General features: G+C 35.6%; 2 protein-coding genes. Both read right to left on the bottom strand.

Features of this window, described 5'->3' with window-relative positions; all coding sequences use genetic code 11:
• On the bottom strand, positions 1–614 hold a 614-nt coding region (locus ACFIO3_RS12645; RefSeq protein WP_375704572.1), incomplete at its 3' end, for a DnaB-like helicase N-terminal domain-containing protein.
• A 254-nt stretch (positions 615–868) separates the two neighbouring features.
• On the bottom strand, positions 869–1,727 hold an 859-nt coding region (locus tag ACFIO3_RS12640), incomplete at its 5' end, for a hypothetical protein (protein WP_375704571.1).

The raw sequence follows: 1,727 nt of genomic DNA, 5'->3' as shown, positions 1-1,727 counted from the left end.
GTTTTGATATGGGTAGCTATCCCTGAAAGCTGTGAGGAACGCTTTTTCGCAGCACTTGCCATGTTAAGTGCTTTTGCAATGGCTGTATCAAAGTTTTCAAACCCACCTCCATATTTTCCTTTTTCTGCTAGCTCAAATAACTGATTTTCAACAGTTTCAATTTGTTGTGATGTTGTAAGTTCTACAGAAACATCATAAGCTCTATTCACAACTTGAGTGCCAAGGTTAATTAAAGAGCGTCGGATAAACAGATCATAAATGACACTCCCATAATCTTTAGTATTAATGATTGTTACAGCTTCTTTAGCTAAACGCACCACGTAATTATATACAGTGATGTCACCAATTTTCGCATCATTTTCAACAAAGGGCTTAATAGTAATGGGATCTGCAATTCTTCCCTTTTGAATAATTTGTGAAATGATATCAAAAAGCTTTTGATGCAACGGTTCAAAAAAATGCTCTGCTTTTAAAAAATCAGAAACGCTATCAAGAGCATTATTATTGATAATGATAGCACCGAGCAAAGCTTTTTCAGCTTCAATATTATGGGGAAGTTGACGAAAAGAAGATTTTTCTTCTGTTTGAAAAGAAGGTAATTTAACAGCGTTCATTTTATTCATTATGATTTAAATTGATTTGATAAATGATAATTATAAATCACTGAATCTACAGTGTGAATCCCATTTTTATTTTACTTAACAGCTTGCTTTTTGATACGTTTTGTGCAATAAAGAGATGTTCTTTTATATTTCGATTGGTTACTTTAATCGTTTATTTAGATCGCTAATTGTTTTGCTCATGAAAGCCGTGTCTTAAAGGACGCGGCTTTTTTGCTATAAAGCAGCCCCCCGCCCCGTTATGTTATTTACGCTGCTTTTTCACTAATGGCATCATTACTACAAATATCTTCACGGAATATTTTCTTTTCTTTAAGAACGGCATTGCCATAAATTTTTACACCCTCAGCAATAATAGATCTGTTAGAAACACATGCATCATCATAGATTTCTACTTTTTCATAAATCATGGCATTCTCATAAACACGCGCATTGCCATAAACCTTGACATCTTTATAAACAACCGCTTTTCCATAAACCCTTGCCTTATCAAAAATATGCGCCCCCTCATAAATAGAAGCAGATCCTGATACTTTTGCATTGCCATAAACAAAGCCCTTCACATAAGCGCTATGCCAAACCTTGGCATTGTCATAAATTTTTGCCTCTATACTAATAAAAGCTTTTCCATAAACCACGGCATTATCACAAACTTGACCACAAATCTTAGCATGATCATAAACCTTGGCATTGCCATTAACCACACACTTGCCATAAACCCACCCCTTGCCACGAACCCACATGGTACCACTAATACTAGCATTATCAAAAATCTCAGCATTGCCATAAACATGGGTATCACGACCATAAACCTTGGCTTTATCACTCACTACAGCATTACCATAAACTTTAGCATTTTCAGCAACAACGGCTTCATTACGTATTTTAGCATTTTCACTCACAACGGCATCATATGCTGCAATTGCATCGTCATAAACCCAGCAATTGCCATCATGAGAAAGGTTATCTTCCTTTTCAATAAAGCCGCCCAATTGACCAGCCTTGACATCATCGAAATCCCTTAATGCACGAATGCGATAAAAGTATTTAGGTTGACGAGTTTCAGCATCGTAAACTTTTTTTATTTCGTCTATAAGTTCATATTTT

The sequence above is a fragment of the Bartonella sp. AD328YNZD genome (assembly GCF_042196425.1).
The sequence above is the reverse complement of the archived record's forward strand: the minus strand, read 5'-3'. Positions and strand labels throughout refer to the sequence as shown.